Raw genomic sequence first — 2,431 nt, forward strand, 5'->3', positions numbered from 1 at the left:
CCGGCTGACGTTCCCGGGCCCCCGCCCGGGCGTGCGGGGGCCCGGGGGGCGGGGCGTAGGCCGGCCTGGCCTACTCTGGAAGCCCGCACCCAAGGAGGCCGGCCCGATGGAGTACGTCGCCGCACTCACCCCCTCCGTGGTGATGGCTTTCGCCTTCACCGCGCTCATCGTGACGATCGTGAAGAGCCAGGGCGGCTCCAACAAGGCCAAGGAGGACGCCGCCGTGGACGCCGCGCTCGCCCGCTCTGAGGCGTCCGCGTCCGGTGGGGCGGCCGCCACCGAGGGTGACGCGCGTTCCTGACTTTCCCGAGGGCATATGGCACGTGGGTAATCCACACGTGCCATATGCCCTCTGTGCATACAAAACGACCTGCGGCGGGCACCGTAAATCGCGACATCTCGCTCTATTATTCTTCTGTGCCGCGACCATTGGGAGAGCTGGAAGACGCCGTCATGTCCCGGGTATGGCAGTGGAACCGCCCGGTCACCGTCCGAGAAGTGCTCGAAGACCTCCAGGAAGAACGGCAGATCGCCTACACCACCGTCATGACCGTAATGGACAACCTGCACCAGAAGGGCTGGGTCCGTCGCGAGCAGGACGGTCGTGCCTATCGATATGAAGCGATCTCCACCCGGGCCGCCTACTCGGCGGCACTCATGAACGAAGCGTGGTCGGCCAGTGACAACGAAGCAGCGGCTCTGGTGGCCTTCTTCGGCATGATGTCGCCGGAACAGGTCGAGGCCCTGCGGGATGCGCTGCGAGTAGTGCAACTCAATGGCGTGCGTCCTCCCGACGCCGAGGGGCGATAGCGTTCGCCTCATGTCAGAAGCCATAAGTCCGGCCGACAACACCCGTCCCGACGGTGACGGCAAGGGAACCGAACACGACGGCCACCGGTCCGGAGAGGCGGGTGCCGGCGACGCGAGTGCCGGAGAAGCGGGCGGCATGGTGAGCGTCCGACGGGCGCGGACCGGCGACGTGCCCGCCGTGCGACGCCTCATCGACTTCTACTCGTCCGACCGCATCCTCCTCGACAAAGCAACGGTGACGCTTTACGAGGACATCCAGGAGTTCTGGGTGGCCGAACACCGGGAGACCGGCGAGGTGGTCGGCTGCGGCGCCCTGCACGTGATGTGGGAGGACCTCGCCGAGGTGCGCACACTGGCCGTCGACCCGGCGCTCACCGGGGCCGGGGTGGGTCACCGAGTGCTGGAGAAGCTGCTGGAGACCGCGCGCCGACTCGGTGTCCAGCGGATTTTCTGCCTCACCTTCGAAGTGCGGTTCTTCGCCAAGCACGGCTTCGTCGAGATCGGTGAGACGCCGGTGGACGGGGATGTCTACAGCGAGCTCCTGCGCTCCTATGACGAAGGTGTCGCGGAGTTCCTCGGTCTCGAACGGGTGAAGCCCAACACCCTGGGCAACAGCCGCATGCTGCTCCACCTATGAGCTCACTATGCACCCGCTCGCGGAGGGTCATCGGCGTGTTCGTTATGTCCGAAAGATCCCACCGGTGTCCCTCGATCCACCGGGCAAACATCCCGCAGGGTTTGTGTTTTGCGGAGAAAAGCGGTTTGCTGTCGTCGTCAATATCAGTATTCGGTTATCGCGCCCTGTTCCCAGAACAGGGCAGCAGCAGTGAATGGGAGTAGCCGGTGGCTCAGAAGGTTCAGGTCCTTCTTGTGGATGACCTCGACGGCGGCGAAGCCGACGAGACGGTGACGTTCGCGCTGGACGGCAAGTCCTACGAGATCGACCTCACTACTGCCAATGCGGAGAAGCTCCGCGGCGCCCTGGCCGACTTCGTCAAGGCCGGTCGTCGTACCGGTCGTTCTTCCGGCGCCCGCGGTAAGGGCCGCGCCGCCGGGAGTGCGAGTGGCGGCAGCCAGGACACCGCGAAGATTCGCGCGTGGGCGAAGGAACAGGGTTACGACGTCAACGACCGCGGCCGCGTGCCGGCCACGGTCCGTGAGGCGTACGAGAAGGAGAACGGCTGAGTCCTCGGCGGTTCGGCGTTCCGCCGGAGCCGGGCGCGATGGCACTCCGTGGCCGCCGCGCTGACCAGCCGCACAAGGTCCGTGCCTCGCACGAGGTCCACGCCACCACCCGGTTCGGGGGGTCGTGAAGTGACGACTCCCCTGGAGCCGGATCCGGTCTCGGCCGGGTCCGCCGCGCACCCCCCACACCGCGGCCCCCTCCGGGCGGTCAGTTCCAGCGTGACGCCTCCCCACTCCAACCACTCCAGCAGCGCGGGCAGCTCCTCGGCGCTGCCCGCCGGCACTCGCAGGCGCACTTCGCGGGTCGCCGCGTCGTGCTCCACCGGGCCGGTCGGCAGTCCGCGGCCCAGCAGCGCGAGACCGGCGTCGGCCGGCATCTCCCCTGACCGGCGTCCGCGAAGATCCGGGCCAGTTCCCCGGGGCGGTCGCTGATCAG

At 67.6% G+C, this 2,431-nt stretch carries 4 protein-coding genes; all 4 read left to right on the plus strand.

What is annotated here, in order from left to right; translation table 11 throughout:
• The first annotated feature begins 106 nt into the window (after positions 1–106).
• Positions 107–301, plus strand: coding sequence for a hypothetical protein (locus ACYVE9_RS23065; RefSeq protein ID WP_461029814.1), 195 nt, complete (start codon positions 107–109; stop codon positions 299–301).
• Between the two features lie 116 nt (positions 302–417).
• Positions 418–810: a BlaI/MecI/CopY family transcriptional regulator gene (locus ACYVE9_RS23070; protein ID WP_461029816.1), complete on the plus strand. Its 393-nt coding sequence runs from the start codon at positions 418–420 to the stop codon at positions 808–810.
• 136 nt (positions 811–946) lie between these two features.
• Positions 947–1,447 carry an amino-acid N-acetyltransferase gene (locus ACYVE9_RS23075; RefSeq protein ID WP_461029817.1) on the plus strand — a complete coding sequence of 167 codons (501 nt, stop codon included), beginning with the start codon at positions 947–949 and terminating at the stop codon, positions 1,445–1,447.
• Positions 1,448–1,653: 206 nt separating this feature from the next.
• Positions 1,654–1,995, plus strand: a complete 342-nt coding sequence (locus ACYVE9_RS23080; protein WP_461029815.1) for a histone-like nucleoid-structuring protein Lsr2 — start codon at positions 1,654–1,656, stop codon at positions 1,993–1,995.
• The last annotated feature ends 436 nt before the right edge of the window (positions 1,996–2,431 follow it).

Source organism: Streptomyces sparsus (genome assembly GCF_054776295.1).